Origin of the sequence: Sphingomonas sp. EC-HK361 (assembly GCF_902498785.1) — a bacterium.
Classification (GTDB): Bacteria; Pseudomonadota; Alphaproteobacteria; order Sphingomonadales; family Sphingomonadaceae; genus Sphingomonas.
The window spans coordinates 42,768-61,590 of the sequence record NZ_LR701492.1; the positions used below are offsets into that span (position 1 = coordinate 42,768).

The 18,823-nt window shown below is 67.1% G+C and carries 18 protein-coding genes; 5 read left to right on the plus strand and 13 right to left on the minus strand.

Going from position 1 to position 18,823, the window contains the following annotated elements; all coding sequences use genetic code 11:
* Window positions 1-478 precede the first annotated feature (478 nt).
* Window positions 479-1,210 (minus strand): hypothetical protein, encoded by a 732-nt coding sequence (locus BOS5A_RS00550; RefSeq protein WP_151953280.1) that lies wholly within the window; start codon window positions 1,208-1,210, stop codon window positions 479-481.
* Between the two features lie 166 nt (window positions 1,211-1,376).
* The gene (locus tag BOS5A_RS00555) at window positions 1,377-1,880 is read right to left on the minus strand and encodes a hypothetical protein (protein ID WP_151953281.1); all 504 of its coding nucleotides are present in this window, start codon (window positions 1,878-1,880) and stop codon (window positions 1,377-1,379) included.
* Window positions 1,881-2,417: 537 nt separating this feature from the next.
* Here BOS5A_RS00555 and BOS5A_RS00560 point away from each other — a divergent pair.
* The gene (locus tag BOS5A_RS00560) at window positions 2,418-2,837 is read left to right on the plus strand and encodes a hypothetical protein (RefSeq protein WP_234419122.1); all 420 of its coding nucleotides are present in this window, start codon (window positions 2,418-2,420) and stop codon (window positions 2,835-2,837) included.
* Between the two features lie 16 nt (window positions 2,838-2,853).
* On the opposite strand, the gene BOS5A_RS00565 is transcribed toward BOS5A_RS00560, so the two are convergent.
* The 11 genes from BOS5A_RS00565 to BOS5A_RS00615 form a co-directional block, all read right to left on the minus strand.
* On the minus strand, window positions 2,854-3,720 hold the full coding sequence (locus BOS5A_RS00565; RefSeq protein WP_234419123.1) for an NAD-dependent epimerase/dehydratase family protein: 867 nt from the start codon (window positions 3,718-3,720) through the stop codon (window positions 2,854-2,856).
* Between the two features lie 23 nt (window positions 3,721-3,743).
* A complete protein-coding gene (locus tag BOS5A_RS00570) occupies window positions 3,744-4,727 on the minus strand; it encodes an ATP-grasp domain-containing protein (RefSeq protein ID WP_151953283.1) in 984 nt (327 codons plus the stop codon).
* Entirely contained in the window at window positions 4,724-5,440 is a 717-nt protein-coding gene (locus BOS5A_RS00575) for a metallophosphoesterase family protein (protein WP_151953284.1), read from the minus strand. Before BOS5A_RS00575 ends, BOS5A_RS00570 begins: the two co-directional genes overlap by 4 nt.
* 97 nt (window positions 5,441-5,537) lie before the next feature.
* Window positions 5,538-6,671, minus strand: a complete 1,134-nt coding sequence (locus tag BOS5A_RS00580) for a glycosyltransferase family 4 protein (RefSeq protein WP_151953285.1) — start codon at window positions 6,669-6,671, stop codon at window positions 5,538-5,540.
* A 6-nt stretch (window positions 6,672-6,677) separates the two neighbouring features.
* Window positions 6,678-7,568, minus strand: coding sequence for a sulfotransferase domain-containing protein (locus BOS5A_RS00585; protein ID WP_151953286.1), 891 nt, complete (start codon window positions 7,566-7,568; stop codon window positions 6,678-6,680).
* Window positions 7,565-8,695 (minus strand): glycosyltransferase family 4 protein, encoded by a 1,131-nt coding sequence (locus tag BOS5A_RS00590; protein ID WP_151953287.1) that lies wholly within the window; start codon window positions 8,693-8,695, stop codon window positions 7,565-7,567. The genes BOS5A_RS00585 and BOS5A_RS00590 overlap by 4 nt, the downstream gene beginning before the upstream one ends.
* 110 nt (window positions 8,696-8,805) lie before the next feature.
* Window positions 8,806-10,047 carry an outer membrane beta-barrel protein gene (locus BOS5A_RS00595; RefSeq protein WP_151953288.1) on the minus strand — a complete coding sequence of 414 codons (1,242 nt, stop codon included), beginning with the start codon at window positions 10,045-10,047 and terminating at the stop codon, window positions 8,806-8,808.
* Window positions 10,038-10,613 carry a polysaccharide biosynthesis/export family protein gene (locus BOS5A_RS00600; protein WP_151953289.1) on the minus strand — a complete coding sequence of 192 codons (576 nt, stop codon included), beginning with the start codon at window positions 10,611-10,613 and terminating at the stop codon, window positions 10,038-10,040. Before BOS5A_RS00600 ends, BOS5A_RS00595 begins: the two co-directional genes overlap by 10 nt.
* Window positions 10,614-10,749: 136 nt before the next feature.
* Window positions 10,750-11,595: a sulfotransferase gene (locus BOS5A_RS00605; protein WP_151953290.1), complete on the minus strand. Its 846-nt coding sequence runs from the start codon at window positions 11,593-11,595 to the stop codon at window positions 10,750-10,752.
* A complete protein-coding gene (locus BOS5A_RS00610; protein WP_234419124.1) occupies window positions 11,592-12,857 on the minus strand; it encodes a DegT/DnrJ/EryC1/StrS family aminotransferase in 1,266 nt (421 codons plus the stop codon). The genes BOS5A_RS00605 and BOS5A_RS00610 overlap by 4 nt, the downstream gene beginning before the upstream one ends.
* A 23-nt stretch (window positions 12,858-12,880) precedes the next feature.
* Entirely contained in the window at window positions 12,881-15,061 is a 2,181-nt protein-coding gene (locus BOS5A_RS00615; RefSeq protein ID WP_234419125.1) for a polysaccharide biosynthesis protein, read from the minus strand.
* Window positions 15,062-15,375: 314 nt separating this feature from the next.
* On the opposite strand from BOS5A_RS00615, the gene BOS5A_RS00620 reads away from it, so the two are divergent.
* Genes BOS5A_RS00620 through BOS5A_RS00635 form a run of 4 tightly spaced genes read left to right on the plus strand, consistent with a single transcriptional unit; the run spans window position 15,376 to window position 18,722 of the window.
* Entirely contained in the window at window positions 15,376-16,572 is a 1,197-nt protein-coding gene (locus BOS5A_RS00620; RefSeq protein ID WP_151953292.1) for a glycosyltransferase family 4 protein, read from the plus strand.
* Window positions 16,572-17,165, plus strand: a complete 594-nt coding sequence (locus tag BOS5A_RS00625; protein ID WP_234419126.1) for a sugar transferase — start codon at window positions 16,572-16,574, stop codon at window positions 17,163-17,165. Before BOS5A_RS00620 ends, BOS5A_RS00625 begins: the two co-directional genes overlap by 1 nt.
* Window positions 17,128-18,042 (plus strand): methionyl-tRNA formyltransferase, encoded by a 915-nt coding sequence (locus tag BOS5A_RS00630; protein ID WP_151953294.1) that lies wholly within the window; start codon window positions 17,128-17,130, stop codon window positions 18,040-18,042. The genes BOS5A_RS00625 and BOS5A_RS00630 overlap by 38 nt, the downstream gene beginning before the upstream one ends.
* Window positions 18,039-18,722: a PIG-L deacetylase family protein gene (locus BOS5A_RS00635; protein ID WP_151953295.1), complete on the plus strand. Its 684-nt coding sequence runs from the start codon at window positions 18,039-18,041 to the stop codon at window positions 18,720-18,722. The genes BOS5A_RS00630 and BOS5A_RS00635 overlap by 4 nt, the downstream gene beginning before the upstream one ends.
* The last annotated feature ends 101 nt before the right edge of the window (window positions 18,723-18,823 follow it).

Consider the following 18,823-nt stretch of genomic DNA (forward strand, 5'->3'; position numbering starts at 1 on the left):
GCACGCCGATCGTGCCCAGGTTGATCGTGTGACCGGTCTGGCCGCCGCCGTAGAACGAGCAGTCCTTCGTCACCGAACCCGTCAGCGTGAAGCTGTTCGCAACGCTTTCCGAAGCCGCTTCGGTATTGTCGGGCGCGGTGCCTTCCTGGTGGAAGCGGCTGCCGCTGTTCGCGGTGTTGTAGGTCTTGTTGACGCCGCTGATGAAGCCCGTGGTATTGGGGTCCTGCAGGGCATTCCAGAAGAAGTCGCCGGTCGACGTGCTGAGACCGTTGATGCCCGCATCCGAGAAGGTCGTCTGCGAGGTGGTGTGCTGCGCATTGGCGCCGGTCGCGAGGCCGGCGAGCGCGGTTGCCGCAAGGGCAAGGCGTGCGAAACGGAACATGCTTTCTCTCCTGCATCGGCCGACGCGACCGAAGTGCGTTATGGAGACACGGAAAAGGCCGAAACCTTTTCCGCGCCCCTATTCAACCCGTCGCGATCAGATCGCGGCGAGGGTGACGGTGATGGTGTCGGTGTAGGTGCCTGCGACGAGGCCCTTGGACTGCGCGGGTGCGTTGACGTCCATGTTGAAGGCCGAACGCCATGCGCCGCCCGACTTGTTGTTGTTGCCCTGGTTGGCAGCAACCGCCAGCGTCTGGGTGGTGCCGGCCGCGGTCGAACCCGTCGCGACGCCGGTCCACGAGGCATTGACCGTGTAGGGAATGCGATCGGTGAACTGGTTGCTGTCATACGAACCCGGCTGGAAGTTGCGCAGGCCGTCCGAGCCGTTGGTCTTGGCGATCGTCACCGTGTTGTTCGTGTTGCAGCCGGCGGTCGCGCTGTTGACGTTGGCGGTCACCGCATCGCGCTGGTTGAACGCGATCGACACGTTGTCGTTGTTGCCGGTGCGCACGCCGATCGTGCCCAGGTTGATCGTGTGACCGGTCTGGCCGCCGCCGTAGAACGAGCAGTCCTTCGTCACCGAACCCGTCAGCGTGAAGCTGTTCGCAACGCTTTCCGAAGCCTCTTCGGTGTTGCGGGTGGTGGTGCTGCTCTGCTGATAACGGCTGCCGTCGCCCAGAGCGAATGCGATAGCCGCGACGTTCACGCCGAAGATATTGGTCGGAAGACCGTTCGAATACGTGGTCTGCGTCGTCGTATCCGCAAATGCGGTGCCCGACATGCCGACGATGGCAATTGCGGCAGTTGCCGCCTTCAGAATGCTTTTCATGCTTTCACCCCAAGTGTTGAGCGGTTCGGGTTGACGACTCATCCCGTTCCGACAATGATCGAATGCAACCTTTGCTTATTGTCGTCAATAACGGTTTATCGTTGATTATTGTTTCAATTTGACCCGTTTGTTACGTTTTTACTTAAGTCTTATCTGTTGTCAGCCTTCAACTTGGCGAAACTGTAATCACCACTGTCTCGGCATATTGCCCCGCGAGCAGCCCCGCCTCGCGCGGGGGCGCGCCCAGGGCGACCGACAAGGTGAAGCCTTCGGTCGCGATGCCGCCGGCGCTCGACAGCGTCGCGCCGCCCATCAGCTCGCGGCTGGAGAAGCTGCGCCCGACAAGGGCGGAGGCCGGCTTGCGCACGGGGATCGCGACATCCATCGTGAAGGGCAGCATGCCCGCATAGGGCCCCTGCCCCTGCGGATACTGAACGTTGGCGAGCCCGCCATGCGCGGCCTGAATCTTCATGTCGAAGGGGACGTTGCAGCTGAACCGCACCCGGGCCGCAGCGGTGAGGCCGGGGCGGGTGATGTCGCCGAACGCCATGTCGCCGATCTGCCCCATCGCGCAGTGCTCGGTCACCCGGCCATGCACGTTGATTTCCATGGATTTCGTAGCGTCAAGCTGATCCGCGGAGGCATTCGTCGCGCCGATCAAACCGATCATCGTTGCGCATGCCGTGCAGATATGACGGATCGGCGACGTGCGCCGAAGCCTCCCCCCAATCTTGTTCACCCAGCACCCCCACAGACAGTCGCCCATGCCACCGACACTTGCCGTTCCCGCACCGCGACAATGTTCTGCGTCGGTGAAAACCGATCCGACCCCCGCCAGTCCGGTTAACGACCCGTTTATGTTTGTTGTTGGGATTCTTGTCGAATCATTAGATGGTTAAGTGCGGCTCGGAGCCACGAATTGTAAGGAATTCTAGGCCATTGGCCTTAGGTAAGCTTGCATGTCCCGTTAACACTTTGCCGGCCTCAAGTGATGAAAATCTACAACAGTGACATTGTTTTCATCTAAAGGCTCCCCGACTCGCACTGTTCTTGGTGATTTCTTACAAAATCGGGCTTGAGGTCTTCTGCCCGGCAAAACCCTGCCGAGTCCGGCAAAAAATTACCGCAGCGTTTACCGCGCTCGAAAACGACGATTTCAGAGGTCGCTGCGAAAACGGCCCCATCGAACCAGCAGATGGGCCGAACCATGAAGAACCGCCTTTTCATTGCCTTGCCGATCGCCGGCCTCCTGTGCGCAAGCGCTCCTGCCGGGGCGAGCTCCGAAGCCAGCGCCGGCTGGCTCGTCCGCGTCCAGGTGCCGGTGCTGTGCCAGCTCCACCATCAGCCGGCACTCGTGCCCGCTGCGGGCGGCGCCTATGGGCTCGGCGAGCTTCAGGAATATTGCAATGCGCCGGGCGGATATCTGCTGAGCGTGAACTACGCGCCCGGGACGATGCGCGGCGCGACGATTTCGGTCGGCGAGGAACGCGTCGTGCTCGACGGATCGGGCACCGCGCTGGTCAGCCACGCACCGGGCCCGCGCATTCGCGAGCGTCCGGTCACGGCAACCCCCGGCGCGAACGGGTTCGACACCGACCGCCTGAACTTCGACATCGTTCCCGAATAACGCACGCCCGCGCTACCTATCGCGCGGCACGGATCATGTCGGTTATCCCCGCCGCCAGGCCGCGCGGCGTGTAGCCGAGCGCGCGCATCCGGTGGATCGCGAGCGCCGGAAAGCCCGGGTCCCCGGGGTCGGCCGGCGGCTCGCGAAGGATCGTCGCCGGCGTATCGGCGAGCCGCGCGCACAGATCGGCCAGTTCGATCATCGTTGTGCGCACGCCGCTGCCGACATTGAAAGCGCCGGTCGCGTCGCTTTCGGTCACCAGCATCAACGCGGTGACGACATCGTCCACATGGACGAAATCGGCCGCGAACCGCCCGTCATCAACGAGCGTCACCGGGCGCCCGGCCGACACGGCCGATCCGATCGCCGCAACGGCACCCGTCTTCTGGCCGGGCCCGTAAACCGAGGCCAGCCTGAGCGTCGCGAGCGCGATGCCGGCGTCTCGACAGATTTCGGCCGCGTAGATTTCCTGCAGCAGCTTCGCGCCGAGATAATAGCCGCGGCTGCACGGGAAGAGCGCCGCTTCTTCGTCAGGGTTGCTCTCCCATGGCGCATAAGCGTTGGCGCTCGTGGTCTGGACGAAGCGACGGATGCCGGCACGCGCGACGGCCTGCGCCAGATACAGCGTCCCCATCGCATTGATCCGCCAACAGCGCTCCGCCTCCGCCGGGTCGGCATGATCGCGCGGGATGTAGGCGGCGAGGTGGACGACGAGCGCGCAGTCTTCGAGACCTGCCGGATCGACCGCGCCTTCGCCAAGATCGAGCGCCCGATAGTCCTCGCCGGATGCGGGCGCGTGCCGCCCCAGATGGCGGATGCGATACCCCGCCCGCCGCGCGCGAGCCGCAAAACGCGCCCCGATGAATCCGGTGCCTCCCGTCAACGCAATCCGTTCACCCGGCGCAATCACGACACCGAATCGATTCGGGCCTGATCGACGAACATCTCCTCAAGAAAGCGCAGGATCACGCCCTCGCGCACCGCCGGCTGGCGGATCGGTTCACGGTGGAGCAGCCAGCGCAGACACATCTCGACCTCGTTGAAGCCGGCCATCGCGCGCATCGGCGTCGTGCCGGAAAAGCGCGCATTGATCTCGAACACGCGGGCGCGGCCGTGGCGATCGATGCGGAACTGAAAATTGGCGGGTCCATAGGGCCGCAGTGCCACGCCGAACGCGCGCACCATGTGGTTCAGCGCGGGGTAGTCGCCCGTATAGGCGCGGTAGGTGTTGCCATCGCGCAGGTCGCGCCGCATCACGATCGACGCTTGCGCTTCGCCATCGAAGACGAGGACGCTCGCGGTGTATTCGCCGTCCTCGGTCCCGACGCATTCCTGCACGACGAGGCCGCTGCGTCCCTCCAGCGCGGCGGAGAGCGCGTGGCGATTGTGGACGAGCGACACCCCGACCGAGCGCGCGCCGATGCGGGGTTTTACGATCAGGGGAAAGCCGACCGTCGCGATCAGATCCTCGATCCCGCTCGCGTCCTCGCCGATCGCGGAGGCAGGCGGCGACAGTCCCGCGGCGGCGAAGAAACGCGCCGTTTCGTATTTGTCGTCGGCGATGGCGACAACGCGCGGGTCGCTGACGATGACGTGCGCCCCGTGGCGCTTTTCCAGCGTCGCGCGATTGGCGGCGAACCAGGCAAGCTCGACATCGGTGCCGACGAGGACTGCGTCGGGCCGCTCGACCGCGATGATCTCCTCCACGCGGTCGCCGAAGCCGGCATCGCCCGCCATCGGGACGCGGTAGCCGCGATCGGCCCAGTAAAGCCCGGCGGACAGCGGATTGGGATCGGCCGCGACGACTTCGCAGTCGAGGGTCGACTGGCGCAGCGACTTGATGATCCCCTGCCCCAGCACCGCGCCGGCCCCGGTGACGAGCACCTTCACGCGAAGAACCCGCAGAGCCGGTCCTGAGTCGCGGCCGACAGCGTCGTCGCGCGGATCGCTGAGCAGTGAGCGTCCCGGTCGAACGCCACCCGGCGTGACGATACGCGAATTCCCGTCTCATCCATGTCGATCATCGTCCATTTCAGCCCCCGGTCGGCATCGTCGCGCGGTTGGCCGAGCGATCCCAGCGTGAACAGCGACACGCCGTGCGCATCGAAGCGGCGCGCGCGGTGGGTGTGGCCGAAAATCCCGTAGCGATAGCCGCGTGCACGCAGGGTCGAAGCCGCGGCATCGGCGGTGGTCTCGGTCAGATAGGTCCAGTCCCCGAAACTGCCCGGGTTGGCATGTGCGGCGAACAGAGCGCAGTGATGCCAGGACTCAGCCCAGTCGAAGCGCGCAAGCGCGTGCGCCGGCACCGCCGCCGCGGTCCATTCCACCGTCTCGCGCAGCCAATCGGGCAGCGCGGCAAGATAACCGTCCGCACCGCCGTCCAAGTCGCGGTAGATTTGATCGTGGTTGCCGGCGACCAGGATCGCCCCGTCACGCGCCACCGCATCCTGCACGAGGTCAAGCGTTTCCGCAGGGTCGACGCCATAGGTCAGCAGATCGCCCAGAATCAGCAGCACATCGAAGCCTTCGGCACGCGCGTCCGAAAGCGCGGTCGCAAGTGCGCCGTGCATCGCATGGATATCGGTGATGACCGCGATCCTCACCGCCGGCTGATCCCCTTCGTCATGCCCCCAGCGATATCACGGGACCGCGCTGCACCGGTCGAACCCGTTGGCTATCATCCGAAATTGTCCGACGCCGTTATCCGAGGACGGACCTGCCGATCGCAAGTCGCGACCGCGCCTGTGCGATCACGTCGCGGTAGAGTGCGAGGTGAGCGGCGGCGCAGCGATCGATCGAGAAGCGCGACGCAGACGCCAGCGACCCTGCCGACAGCGCCGCGTACAGCGCCGGATCGGTCACGACCCGCGCAAGGGCATCGGCGAGAGCATCGGGATCGCGCGGCTGTACGAGCATCCCGTTGCGGCCGGGCAGCACCATCTCGCAATTGCCCGCGACATCGGTGGCGACCAGCGGCAGCGCGCTCATCGACGCCTCGATCATCGCGATCGAGAAACCTTCCCACAGCGACGCATTCGCAAAGACGTCCGCCTCAGCCATCAGCGCTTGTACGTCGCTGCGCGGGCCGAGGAGATCGACGATGTCCTCCACGCCTTGCTCAGCGGCAAGCGCGCGCAGCTCATCGATCGCGTCGCCGCCACCGGCGATCCGGATGCACGGGCGCCGGCCTGTTGCGGCCAGTCGCTCCGCGAGCGGTCGCACGGCGCGGATGAGAGTTGCATAATCCTTCTGTTCCGAAATTGTGCCGACCGCGAGAACGACCGGATTTCTGGCCGGCGTTGTGCGGGGCGCTGACGCGCGGAAACGTGGGTTCGCCGCATTTGGGATCGCCCGGATGGGCTTGCGGGCGTGGCGCCGCGTCTGCTGCGCGCACTGGTCGCTGATCGCGACATAGGCGGCGACGATCCGGTCGAAGAGCCGGTACGCGAAGGGCGGGAAGGAAAGCCGGCTGTTGTGGTGGGTCAGCACCACCGGGCAGCGCATCCGGGCCAGCGCGATGGCGGGAAGCGCCGCTGCGGTATGCGTATGGATCATGTCGGGTGCGCGATCCGCCAGCGCGCTGCGCAAGGCTCTGGCGCCCGCGACCGGGTCGCGTCGGTTGCGCAGGCGAAGCGACTTCGCGGTGACCCCGACCTCCCGCAGCCGGGCCATCATCGCGCGCTCGATCGCTTCGTCATTGCCCAGCGTCGCTGCATCGCTGAGCGCGATAACCGTCGCGTCATGGCCGTTCGCGACGAACGCTTCGGCCAGGTTGCCCACGAGCATTTCCGCCCCGCCGGCGGTAAAGCTGGTGATGATGCAGGCGACGTGCATCGCCGCTCAGGCGCTGGCCATTGCCGGCGCGGCGGCGGTGCGCAGATCACCCGTCGGCACGCCGGTCGCCGCCAGCAACGCGCGTGCGCGCGGCGACAGTTCGCGCTGGCACCGTGCGAGGATCAGCGCGGATTGTTCGGGCGTCAGCAGCTCGTCGAACCCGCCTGCCTTGCCGCTGCGCATCCGCATGCTCTGGGCGTCGCCGCGGTCATAGTCATGGCCGGGAATGCCTTGATCGCGTTCCTTGTCGCGCATCCGGTCGAACCGCGCCGCCGCGATCGCCCGGCGCAGCGCCTCGCCATCGACGGGCACGCCGACGAACCGGAGGATCGCGCCCACCGTCTCCTCCGACCCGTCGAGCATTTCCTCGTAGCTCACCAGGATATGCCGGCGCGCGGCGAGCCCGCCAGCCCAACCGTTCAGGAAACGGAACAGCGCGGGGAGACCGTAAGTCGGATTGTCGAGAAAAGCGTCGATATCGCCCGCGAAGACCTTCTTGTGGCGCGTCGCATGAAAATAGGCCGAGACGATGACGTCGCGCGGATCGCGGACGAGGAAGATGACCGACCGGTCGAGGAACAGCCTTGCGGCGAAACCCAGATGACTGACGAGGATCAGGGGCAGCCGTTGCGCTGTCCCGCCCCAGGCAAAGGCGCCGATCCCGCGCACCGGATCGCGGTCGAAATTGGGCAGCACACGAAACGTCGTGATGAGGTCTGGCTCGAACCCAAGCTTCGCGACCTCGGCGAAATAGCAGGACAGCAGGAAGCGCAGCCATGTCCGCCCGCTTTTGGGATAGGAGACCAGAAACGCGTCGGCACGCTTCGCCGCCGCACGCAGATGCGGCTCGTCGCGAAAGCGCCGGCGGGCGCGGCGGACGAGCGACTTCAGCGTCACCGGGCCGCCTCGCGCTGGTCTGCGACCTCGGTGATGACCGCCAGCCACTGCGCCATGATCGCCGGCGGCGAGAACGCCTCCATACGCCGCCGCGCCGCATCGCCAAGCGCCGCGCGCCGTGCATCGTCGCGGCAGAGCGCGATGATGGCGTCCGCCAGCGAATCGACGTCGCCGTCGGGCACCAGCACGCCGCTGTCGCCGTGCTCGATCATTTCCGCCGGCCCCCAGGCGCAGTCGAAGGACACCGCCGGCAGCCCGCCTGCCATCGCCTCGCCGACGACCAGCCCCCAGCCTTCGAAACGCGAGGACAGCACGAACAGATCGGAGCGCGAGATCCACTCGCCCGGCCGCGTCGTGATGCCGGGCATATCGACGCGGTCCTCAAGGCTCAGTCGCGCGCGCTGTGCCTCCAGCGCGACGCGGTCCGGCCCGTCGCCCCAGATCACCAGCCGCCAGTCGGGCACTGCGCGCGCGACTCGAGCGAACGCATCGAGCAGCAGGTCGAATCCCTTTTGCGGCACGAAACGCCCGACCGCGCCGATCGTGCGCCCGTCCGAATGGCGCTCGCGGGCGCCTGCGGGGATGGTTGCCGGGTTCGCGATCACCCAGGTTCGCGGCGGGCTGGCATCGCCGAAATAGCGCATCGCGCCCGCGGTCATCGTCACCAGACCCGCCGCGCGCGGATAGGCCCAGCGGCGCAGCGCGCCCCAGATCGGGCCCACCCCCTGCAGCGCCGGGTTGTTGCGTTCGGAAACGATCACCGGAATGCCCATGCCGCGCGCTGCCAGCACCGACAGGATGTTGGCGCGGGTCAGGAAACTGACGACGAGATCGGGCTTCACCACCGCGAACGCCTTGCGCAGGATGGCACGACGCGCGCGGACGGCGCGGATCGCGGCCCACGCACCACGTCTTTCGGGTTTCAGCCCCAGCGGCAGGATGCGCACCGCCGGATCGTGGTGATAATAGGGATGTGCGCCGGGGTCCTCGAACGCGATGAGCGTCACCGTCCAGCCGCTGGCGACGCAGTGGTTGCACAGCTGGCTGACGATGTGCTCGGACCCGCCGGCGCCCAGCCCCGGCAGGACGAAGGCTATGTGGCGGCCCTTCGATGTGCGTGCGAGCATGCGCAAAAATCCCGCTTTTGTTGCGCCGCACTCTCCGCTGCTCGCCGGCGACTGTCGACCGCTCGAAAGGGGTAGCGGCCTGCCCTTTCGCGACGGTCTTCCCCGCCCGATCAGTAATGGAATTTGAGCGCGATCCCGCCGCGCAGGCGCGAGAAACCGTCGAGCGGCGCGGAACTGTTACGATCGGTGTAGCGCAGGTCGGCCGCAAGGATCAGCCGCCGGTTGAGGATATATTCGATCGCGAACAGACCGCCCCAGATATTCTGGGTCAGCCCGGTGCCGTAGTAGCGGCTGCGGCGGTACACCGCGCTCGCCTGCCAGCGCAGATTGTGGCGAAGCTCCTGCTGCACGCCGATGCGCACCCGCGTATCCTCGCGCGACGACGCGCCGGTCTGATAGGTCGCGACATTGCCGGTGAAGCCGTCCAGCGTGAAGCCGGTGCGCACGAACGGCTGGAAGATGAGCCCGACCTGCGCCGAAAAGCCGGTGCGCGCGTCCAGCCGGTCGTCATTGGGATCGAACCGGTAGACGCCCGCCGCCGCTTCGCCGCGCAGCGTCCCGCCAGGATCGATCGCCACACCGACCCGTGCGCCATAGGTATTCGAATCGCGGTCCAGCCCGCCCTCCCCAACGGTCGGCGCGAAATCGCGCTTGCTGACGAAGCCTTCGAGGAAGCCGTTCATCAGCGGGCTGATGCGCGCCGATCCGCGCGCGACAAGACCATAGGTATCGAGATTGCGGGGCCGGTCGATATCGCGATTGTAGCGATAGGTCGCAGCCGTTCCGCGCAGCGAGAAACCGAGACGCGCGCCCTGATGCGCGTACGACAGGTCGCCATCGAAGCTGTTATATTCGCGCGGACCGATTGAGGTGATCGTGCTCGCCTCGGGCTCGCCGCGATCCTCGATGCCGTGGAGATAGCCCGCCGCCGCCGTGATCTTGTCGCTGAGCGTGGGCGCCCACGCCGCACGCGCGCGCACCTCGCCGCCATCGGCGCTTTCGGTGCCGTATTTCAGATAGCGCCGGAAATTGCCCTCCGCGCGCAGCGACAGGTCGAGCGTGGCCATCGATTTCGTCAGCAGCGCATAGGGTTGAAAGATCAGCTTCGTGTCGCTCTTCCCGCCATAGGCCTGGGCGTAGATATTGCTGTCATATTCCGCGCGCGCGATGCCGCCGAATTCCACCCGCGCACCGCCCAGGGACAGCTCGGTCGGCACGAACAGATCCTCGGGGATGTCGAGGACCGGCGCCGCGGTCGGGATTTCCTGGGCATGGGCGCCCGTTGCCAGCGCAGCCGCGCCCAGCAGCAGCGCCGCTACGCGCGGCGCGCGGCGCGCCGCGGTCAGAACCATTTCTCATGCACCCTGATCGTATCACCGGGCTGGACCATGTCGGTGGGCCCCGCCCGTCCGGTCACCTGACGCCCGTTGATCATCCGCACGACCTCGACCGTGCCCTGCTGCGCGCGGAAGGTGTAGCCGCCCGCGACCGACACCGCCGCCAGGACCGAGATACCGGGCCGATACTGATACTCACCCGGCGTCTTCACCTCGCCCAGCACGTAGAAGGGCCGCAGCCGCACCGGCTGGACACTCACCGTCGGCGTGTTGAGCAGCTGGCGCTGCATCAGCTGCGCGGCGATCGCCTGCTGCAGCTCGGGGACCGTCTTGCCGTTCGCGTCGATGTCGCCGAGCAGGGGCAGCGACAACTGGCCCCGGTCGTTGACGACATAGGTCGCGTTCAGTGTGTCGGGCGTGGCGAGTCCCGGCACCATCACCCGAATTTCGTCCCCCGCGCCCAGCCGATAGGCTGCGACAGGCGCGGGCGGCAGGCTGTCGAGCCCGCTCATCCCGCTCGAGCAGGACGCCGTCACCGCCATCATGGTCAGCGCGACGGCGCGATTGAACCAAGTCCCCATCGTTCATTCACCCCAGCTAGAACCCGCCGAAGTGTAAGCCCTTTGCCGTGAGTCCCGGCTGGCAATTCCGGCTCACCGCGAAGCGAAAACGGGCGACCCTGCTGCGCCGGTCGTGCTGCCACCATCTCAGGAAATATCAGGCAGCCATTCTCGCGCTGCCGCGCCAGCCGGACAGATCGCGGCCGATCAGCCGTTCCAGCGTGTCGATGTCGCGGGCGTAGTAATCAGTCATCCGCACACGCAGCGACTCCGGGAGCGCCGGATAGCGGATCTCGCGCGCGAACACGCGCCGCACGCCCTCGAACGCGGCATTGCCGCGCAGCGGGCGCGCCGCCTGCTTTAAGGGAGCGAGCACCGTGCGCACCGGGAGCGGCAGGAAATGGGCGCTGCTGTCGTTGCGCGGGCGGGCGCCGACCTCGGTTGAAAAATGGTACGGTGCACCGATATGCCGGCAGACGGCGGCGACGACGTCGGTGGGCGCCGCCTTCACCTCCTCGAACAAGAGCACCTGCAGTTGCGCACGGTCGAAATGATCGAGCCACCGCGCCAGATGTTCGGCATAGAGCCCGTCGCGCAGGAACCGCGGCTGGTCGCAGGCGCGCCCGTCCAGATACGCCTCGGGCGGGCCGGTGACGGTGCCGCGGCGGTAGAGCATCTTGTAGTCGGAATAGGCGCGGTCGACCGGACTGCGCAGCTGCACGACGAGCTTCGCGTGCTGCATCACCGCGGCCATTCGCCGCGCGGCGTGCGGGTGGGCGAGATAATCGGCCGACTTCTCGCCGATCATCTGCCCGGACCGCGCACCGGCGAACAGGCTGCGATAATGGTCGAGTCCCCTGTCGTGCTCGGAACTGAAATAATGCGGCTCCGGCCCCGGCAGGAAGATCGCCGGGTTATGCTGCAGCTGGTTGTGGATCCACGTCGTCGCACCCTTCACCGCGCCGATGATGACGAATTGCGGCAGGCGGTTCGCGTCGCTCATTGCACGATCTCCATCGTGACGACATGCGCCTCTGCGAGCGCGATGCGCAGGCAGTTCGCCATGCGCCGCATATCGCTTTCGTCGAGCAGGTGATCGACCGGGAAGGCGATCGTCCGCCGCCCGATTTCCGCGGCGATACGCAGGCCATCGGCGCGCCGCACGACCATGTCGTCGAACGCGGTTTCCCGCGACATGTCGGCGCACGACCCGCTGCTGACCGGCATCCCCATCTCGATCATCCGCTCGATCAGCCGGTTGGTGTTGCCTTCCGGCCCGAGGCACGCCCGCGCGATCGTGACATAGAGCCGGTAAAAGGCATGTCCCGCATGCGACGGGATGTGCGGCAGTTCGACGCAGGGTTCGTCCTGCAGATAGGTCATCAGCGCCTCGGCATTGCGGCGGCGCTGATCGAGCCAGCGCGGCAGCTTCGCCAGCTGCTGCACCCCGATCGCGGCCTGCATCTCGGTCATCCGCCAGTTCGTGCCGAAGCTGTCATGGACATAGCGAAAACAGTGGCCAGTGACCGGACAGAGCACCTTGTCGGGGTTCTTGCCGTGATCCTTGAACGCCCAGGCTTTCGCCCAGTGATCGTGATCCTGGAACAGCACGATGCCGCCCTCGCCGCCGGTCGACATGATCTTGTCGGTGCAGAAGGAAAAGGCCGCCGCGTGGCCGAAGGTGCCGACGCGGCGCCCATCATACGTCGCGCCGTGCGCCTGCGCGCAGTCCTCGATCAGCCAGAGATGCGCGTCATGGGCAAGCATCAGCAGCTCGGTCATCTCGCACGGCCATCCGGCGAGATGGACGCAGATGACCGCGCGCGTGCGCGAGGTCACGATCGACCGCGCCGAGGCCGCGTCGATCGTCTGGCTGACCGGATCGATATCGGCAAAGGCCGGCGTTGCGCCGACCGCGACGACCGCGGCGGCGGTCGCGAAGAAGCTGCGCGACGGCACGATCACCTCGTCGCCGGGGCCGACGCCGAGCGCGCGCAGCGCCAGTTCGAGCGCGGTCGTGCCGTTCGACACCGCGATGGCATGCGGCGCCCCGCAATAGGCGGCGAATTCGCGCTCCAGCTCGCGCGTGTGCTCGCCGTGGACCAGCGAGTTCACCCGCCCGCTTTCCAGCACGAGGGCGGCGGCGTGGACTTCGTCCGCATCATATTGCGGCCAGCGAAGCTCCGGATGGTCGAGCGGACTCGGCCGGCCGTCGAGCGAGCGCGGCACGAAGGCGGTGATGTTGCTGAGGACGGCTTCGGCCACGGCGTTCACTCCATCAAGGGCCATCACCCCACCGCACGCGGCAGAGGGATTGCGGACATCGCGCTGACCGCCGCGATCGTCGCGGCGTCGAGCGGAACGAAGGCCGCATCGGTCGTCTCGGCGGCCATGCGGCGCAGGATCTCCGCCCAGCGCGAGCTGGCGGAGGCGGCGACCATTTCGTGGGTGAGGCGGATCAACTCGTCGGCGTCACCGTCGGTGATGAGGCGTTCGAGCTGGCAAAACCCTTCGACGAGCAGCTCGAGCGGGATAGGGCTCGGCATCGCTTCGAAAATGCCGGGAATCGCGCTTTCGATCTTGGATTCAGAGGTATCGAACAGCTCCTCGAACAGCTTTTCGCCTGGCCGCAGGCCGATGAAGCGGATCGGCACGTCGATATCGGGCCGCAGCCCGGCCATGCGGATTACGCGCTTGGCGATCTCGACGATCTTCACCGGCTCGCCCATGTCGAGCACGAAGATCATGCCGCGGTCGGCGTCGGTCTCCAGCGCGCGCGCGCCGCTCTGGAGGATCAGCAGCACCGCCTCCTCCACCGTCATGAAGAAGCGTTCGATATCCGGATGCGTCACGGTCAGAGGCTTGCCGGCAGCGATCTGGCGCTGGAACAGCGGGATCAGCGATCCGCTGGAGCCGAGCACGTTGCCGAAGCGCACCGTCAGGAAGCGTGGGCTTTCGGGATCGCAGGCGCCGATAAGGTCGAGCGCCTGGCAATAGAGCTCGCCCAGCCGCTTCGTCGCCCCCATCAGCCCGACCGGGTTGACCGCCTTGTCGGTGGACACCTGGATCATCGCGCGCGCTTCAAATTCGCACACCGCGTCGGCGACGTTGCGCGTGCCGAGCACGTTGGTGTGGACGCCGGCGCACGGGTTCGCCTCGACCATCGGCACATGCTTCAGCGCGGCGGCGTGGAAGACGATCTCGGGCCGCCGCCGCTCGAACACCTGCCACAGCGCGGGACGCTGGCGGATCGAGCACAGCTCGGCATGGACGCGAAGGCCAGGGAAGCGCTCGCGCACCTCCAGCTCTATCGCGTAGAGATTGTATTCGGCATGATCGAGCAGGATGATTTCCGCCGGATCATAGGTCGCCAGCTGCCGGACCAGCTCGCTGCCGATCGTGCCGCCGGCGCCCGTCACCAGGATGCGCTTGCCCGCTACGACGCGCTCGACATAGCTGTGCTGGATGCTGACCTCCGGCCGGCCGAGCAGCTCCGCGAGCGGCATCTTCTCGATCGCCATGCCGTCGCTGGCAGACGCGCCGCGCGCCCAGGGGTTGCGGAAGCGCGAAACGACCATGTCCTGCGCCTCGGCCAGCCGCGCGATCTCGATCGAGCGCTGGCGGTCGAGGAATTCGCTGCTGTCCTGCACCACCAGGCTGACCGGGCGGCGGCCCGCCTTGTCCAGCCGCGCGACGATGTCGGGCAGCATTTCGGGCGAGCCGAGCACCGGAACGCCGCCGATCTGGAGCTTGCGCTCGCGCCCGTCGAAGGTGAGCACGCCCGCAATATCGAGCCCGGTGCCGACATCGGTGCGCACCAGCTCCACCATCACCCGCGCCCAGTCGACATCGCCGAGCAGGAGCACGCGGCGCACAGGCTGCGCGCTGCGGCGCGCCCGCGTCGAACGGAGATGCTCGCGGACCTCGCGCCGGACGAGCCGGATCGCGAGCATCGCGGCCAGCATCAGCGCGACATGGACGACGAGGAAGGTCGCAAGCTCGACCCGGTGAACCCGCTGCGGAATGACGAAGGTCGCGGTTACCAGCCAGACCGCCGACGAACTTGCGAGCAGGCTCGTCCCCAGAACAAGCGCGTCGGCCAGCGACAGATAGCGCCAGCTTCGCCGATACGCCCCGATCGCGAAGAGCACCGCGATGGTGACCGCGGTAAACGCGAACGCGAACCCCATGTCGTTCAGCATCGTGAGCGTGCGGGTGCCGGGAAGCAGCGCGCGGGTCAGGCGCAACGCGGCGAGGATCGCGATCGCATCCAGCGTGACGACCGCGATCAGCCGCAGCGCCCAGAAACGTGCCGGGCTGCGCAGCGCAAAGGCACGGGCCAGCATGTCGAGCCGCGCGAGCAACCGCATACGCTGGGGAAGAACCGCGGGCGCAACGTCGTTCGCCGCAATCGGCGCGCGGGTCACCCCCGGGATGTAGCCTTGCGTGTCCGATGCGCTGTTCGCCATCTCCGACGCTCCTTCCCTTCCGCAACGGCGCGGGAGGCCTCTTGCGAGAGGCCCGTCGATCAAAAGGTATCGGAGGGTTCAGGCCATCGAAATCGATCGACCGGCCACTATCCTTTATGCCGCAAATCATCGGGTTCGGGCTGGCCGCGGCGCATAAGGGGTAGGTCGTTACGCATCCGCCCGCATCGTGCGCGCGCCGTCTCGCCCCTTTGCAAGCGCTTGCCGCCCTAAGGGGGTATCTACAGATGCGCCCCGCCGGCGCGCGCAGACCTTCGATATAGATGCCGAAGCGATGAGCGAAGGGGCGGTGGCCTGTGAAGATCGTGATCCTGTCGAGCCTTTCCATGTCGCTCATCAATTTTCGCGGTGCGCTGATCGCGCGGATGGCAACCGAGGGGCATGACGTCGTCGCCTGCGCGCCGGATGCCGAACCCGAAGTGGTCGCGGCACTTGCCCGGATGGGCGTGCGGTTCAGCCTGACGCCGATGGCACGCGCGGGGACCAATCCGGTGCGGGATCTGGCGACGCTGTGGACCTATCTGCGGCTGATCCGGCGCGAGCGCGCGGACATGGTCGTCGCCTACACGCAGAAGCCGATCATCTATGGCGGGCTCGCGGCACGGATCGCGACGCGGCTGGGGCGTCCGGTGCGCTTTCACGCGATCATGAGCGGGCTCGGCTATGTCTTCAGCAGCGAGGCGGACTCGCGCGGGCTGCTGCGCCGGGCGGTATCATGGCTCTACCGCCAGGGGGTTCGGCGCGCCGAGCGCATCTTCGTCTTCAACGGCGACGACCGGGCGGATATGATCGCCTATCGCATCGTCGATGCCGACCAGCCGGTGGTGCAGGTGCCGGGATCGGGCGTCGACACACGGCATTACGCCGAGCAGCCGATGCCGGGCACGCCGACGACATTCCTGATGATGGGACGCCTGATGCGCGACAAGGGCGTGGGGGACTATGTCGCCGCGGCGCGCAGCATCCGCGCGCGCTGGCCCGACACGCGCTTCCTGCTGCTGGGGCGCCCGGAAACTGAGAATCCGACCGGCTATTCCGCTGAGGAGATCGCCGGGTGGCAGGCCGACGGTCTCATCACCCTGCTGCCGGAGACGCGCGACGTGCGCCCGCATATCGCGACCGCGCACATATTCGTCCTGCCCTCCTTCTACCGCGAGGGGCTGCCGCGCACGATCCTCGAGGCGTTGTCGATGGGGCGGCCGGTCGTCACCACCGACATGCCCGGATGCCGCGAGCCGATCCGCGAAGGCGAGAACGGGTTCCTCGTCCCGCCGAAAGATGCCGCTGCGCTCGCCGAAGCGATGGCCCGGTTCATCGATCAGCCCGCGCTGGTAACCCGTATGGGTGCCGCCGCGCGAGAGACGGCGATCGCGATCTACGACGTCGAGCGGGTCAACCGGCAGCTGCTCGGCGAGATGGGCTTGCTCGATCAGGCGCAGGAGGCAGCACCGCCTCCGGCTACCGCGCCGGCGCTCGTGTCCCGGGCGGCTTGATGGCGGCGATCCGTCCTGCCGCGCTGATCTCGATCGTCGCGCTGATCCTCCTCGCGCCGGCCCTGCTCGCGCTCGCGCTGCTGGTGCGGATCGGCATGGGACGTCCGGTGCTTTTTCATCAGCACCGGGCGGGTCGCGGCGGCGCGCCGTTCCGCATGATGAAGTTCCGCACGATGCGCGACGCGAACGACGCGTCGGGCCGGCCGCTTCCCGACGAACAGCGCATCACCGGGCTGGGCCGGTTCCTTCGTCGCTCGCGGCTCGACGAGCTGCCGGAACTGGTCAACATCGTTGCGGGCGACATGGATATCGTCGGCCCGCGCCCGCTGCTGCCTGCGACGATCGAGGCGATGGGCGCGGGCGGGATCGTGCGCGGGCGGGTGCGCCCCGGGCTGACCGGGCTGGCGCAGGTCAGCGGCAACACCTTGCTCAGCAACGACGAAAAGCTCGCCTTCGATATCTGGTATGTCCGCAATCGCAGCTGGCGGCTCGACTGCGCGATCCTGCTGCGCACGGTGCTGGTCGTCCTTTTCGGGGAAAGGAGGACACGCTGGCATGCCGACGATGCGCGCCATTCTCGTGGGGGCTGTTGAGAGCAGCGCGGTGGCGCTGGACGCGATCGCCGGACATGCCGACTGGACCCTTGCCGCAGTGGCGACGCTGGATACGGCGCACAGCGCCCGCCATTCGGATTTCGTCGACCTCGGCCCGGCAGCACAAGCCGCGGGCGCCGCGGTGCTGCGTATCGACAACATCAATCGCGAGGCAGCGCTGGCCGCGATCGGCGCGTTCGATGCCGACTATATCTTCGTGATCGGCTGGTCGCAGATCTGCGGCGAGGCCTTTCGCGGGCTCGCCGACGGCCGCGTCATCGGCTACCACCCTGCTGCGCTCCCCCGGATGCGCGGGCGCGCGGCGATCCCCTGGACGATCCTGAGCGGCGATCCGATCACCGCCGGAACGCTGTTCTGGATCGACGCCGGCACTGACACGGGCGACCTGCTCGACCAGCATTATTTCCACGTCGCCCGCGATGAGACCGCAGCGACGCTCTACGCGAAGCACATGCGCGCGCTGTCGCAGATGCTCACGAACAGCCTTGGCGCCATCGCGCGCGGCGACATCCGGCGCGAGGCGCAGGACGATGCCTACGCGACCTGGGCTGCGCGGCGAACGCCGCTCGATGGGCGGATCGACTGGACGGCGCCGGCTGACGCAGTCCTGCGCCTGATCCGCGCTTCCGGACGCCCCTATCCGGGCGCCTTCACCGTGGTGGGAGAGGACGCGCTGCATATCTGGGCAGCGCGCGCCAAGGGCGGCAGCGGCCGGCACTTGGCACGACCGGGCCAGATCGTCGCGATGGCGCCCGACGCCTTCACGGTGCTGTGCGGCGACGGATCGACGATCGCGGTCACCGAATGGAGCGGCGCGCGACTGCGCCAGCATCTGCAGCTGGGGACAGCCGCATGACGCCCTTCGCGCCTGGCCAGCGTATCGCCGTCGTGGCCCCGCATCCCGACGACGAAATTCTCGGCTGCGGCGGCACGATGGCACGCGCCACGAGCGCTGGCGTACTTGTCGATGTCGTCGTCGTGACGCGCGGCCAGCCGCCGCAATTCGACGAAGCCTTTGTCGAGCAGATCCGTGCCGAGACTCTGGCCTCCCACGCCAGCATCGGCGTGCACGAGACCCATTTCCTCGATTTTCCCGCCGCCGCGCTGGATCAGGTGCCGCGCGCGCAGATCAACCGGGCGCTCGACGCAGCCCTCTCCGCCATTGCGCCCGATATCCTTTTCGTCCCCTTTGTCGGCGACATCCACCTCGATCACCAGATCGTCTTCACCGCAGCGATGGTCCACGCGCGGCCGCGATCACCCGCAGGCCCAAAGCACGTCCTCGCCTATGAAACGCTGTCGGAGACGAACTGGCTCGCGCCGGGGATCACCCCCGGCTTCCTTCCCAATTGCTACATCGACATCACCGATACGCTCGATGCGAAGATCGCGGCGTTTCAGGCGTTCACGACCCAGGTGAAGCCAGCACCGGACGAGCGATCGATCGAGGCGATCCGCGCTCTCGCCACGCTGCGCGGGGCGACCGTATATCGTGAGGCGGCAGAAGCGTTCATGACGGTGCGCCAGATCTGGTGACGTCAGCCAGCTCGACGCGTCTACGACGGGCGTACCCTGATTGCCTTAAAACTATAGCCACAGGCTATACCTTAATTCGCCGACGCTATGTTCAACAGCGG

What these genes read in the sequence shown, in the direction of transcription:
- BOS5A_RS00550 (WP_151953280.1), bottom strand. Translation starts at nt 1,210, where the DNA reads ATGAAAAGCATTCTGAAGGCGGCAACTGCCGCAATTGCCATCGTCGGC.
- BOS5A_RS00555 (WP_151953281.1), bottom strand. Translation starts at nt 1,880, where the DNA reads ATGATCGGTTTGATCGGCGCGACGAATGCCTCCGCGGATCAGCTTGAC.
- BOS5A_RS00560 (WP_234419122.1), top strand. Translation starts at nt 2,418, where the DNA reads ATGAAGAACCGCCTTTTCATTGCCTTGCCGATCGCCGGCCTCCTGTGC.
- BOS5A_RS00580 (WP_151953285.1), bottom strand. Translation starts at nt 6,671, where the DNA reads ATGCACGTCGCCTGCATCATCACCAGCTTTACCGCCGGCGGGGCGGAA.
- BOS5A_RS00590 (WP_151953287.1), bottom strand. Translation starts at nt 8,695, where the DNA reads ATGCTCGCACGCACATCGAAGGGCCGCCACATAGCCTTCGTCCTGCCG.
- BOS5A_RS00595 (WP_151953288.1), bottom strand. Translation starts at nt 10,047, where the DNA reads ATGGTTCTGACCGCGGCGCGCCGCGCGCCGCGCGTAGCGGCGCTGCTG.
- BOS5A_RS00600 (WP_151953289.1), bottom strand. Translation starts at nt 10,613, where the DNA reads ATGGGGACTTGGTTCAATCGCGCCGTCGCGCTGACCATGATGGCGGTG.
- BOS5A_RS00605 (WP_151953290.1), bottom strand. Translation starts at nt 11,595, where the DNA reads ATGAGCGACGCGAACCGCCTGCCGCAATTCGTCATCATCGGCGCGGTG.
- BOS5A_RS00615 (WP_234419125.1), bottom strand. Translation starts at nt 15,061, where the DNA reads ATGGCGAACAGCGCATCGGACACGCAAGGCTACATCCCGGGGGTGACC.
- BOS5A_RS00625 (WP_234419126.1), top strand. Translation starts at nt 16,572, where the DNA reads ATGGCGGCGATCCGTCCTGCCGCGCTGATCTCGATCGTCGCGCTGATC.
- BOS5A_RS00630 (WP_151953294.1), top strand. Translation starts at nt 17,128, where the DNA reads ATGCCGACGATGCGCGCCATTCTCGTGGGGGCTGTTGAGAGCAGCGCG.
- BOS5A_RS00635 (WP_151953295.1), top strand. Translation starts at nt 18,039, where the DNA reads ATGACGCCCTTCGCGCCTGGCCAGCGTATCGCCGTCGTGGCCCCGCAT.